General features: G+C 69.9%; 1 protein-coding gene. It reads left to right on the top strand.

The annotated features are described in order from the left end of the window. On the top strand, positions 1-605 hold a 605-nt coding region (locus tag WFI16_RS26895; RefSeq protein ID WP_442970746.1), incomplete at both ends, for a P-type ATPase.

Genomic DNA, 605 nt, shown 5'->3' with positions numbered 1-605 from the left:
GTGCTGACCCTGCCGATCCTCGTCCTGGAGATGGGCGCCCACATCCCCGGCCTAGCCATCCACCACCTGGTGCCGCCCAGGGTCTCCGTGTGGCTCCAGTTCCTGCTCGGGACGCCAGTGGTGCTCTGGGCAGGCTGGCCCTTCTTCGTGCGCGGCTGGCAGTCGGTCGTGCACCGCAGCCTGAACATGTTCAGCCTGATCGCGCTCGGCACCGGCGCCGCCTACCTGTACAGCCTGGTCGCGACCTTTGTGCCCGGCGTCTTCCCGGACGGCTTCCGCGGCATGGACGGCACAGTGGCCGTCTACTTCGAGGCGGCTGCCGTCATCACGGTGCTGGTGCTCCTGGGTCAGGTTCTGGAACTCCGAGCCCGCGAGCAGACCGGTGGCGCCATCCGGGCCCTGCTGAACATGGCGCCCAAGACAGCGCGGCGCCTCAAGGAAAACGGCGAGGACGAGGAGATCCCGCTGGCCGAGGTGCATGTCGGCGACCGGCTGCGCGTGCGGCCCGGCGAGAGCGTGCCGGTGGACGGCGCGGTGCTGGAAGGGAGCGGCGCCGTGGACGAGTCCATGGTCACCGGTGAATCCCTGCCGGTCGAGAAGGCGCC

Origin of the sequence: Roseomonas sp. USHLN139 (genome assembly GCF_037145735.1) — a bacterium.
In the GTDB taxonomy this organism is placed as follows: Bacteria; Pseudomonadota; Alphaproteobacteria; order Acetobacterales; family Acetobacteraceae; genus Pseudoroseomonas.
Note: the sequence above shows the minus strand (reverse complement) of the source record. Positions and strands in the feature narration are given on the sequence as shown.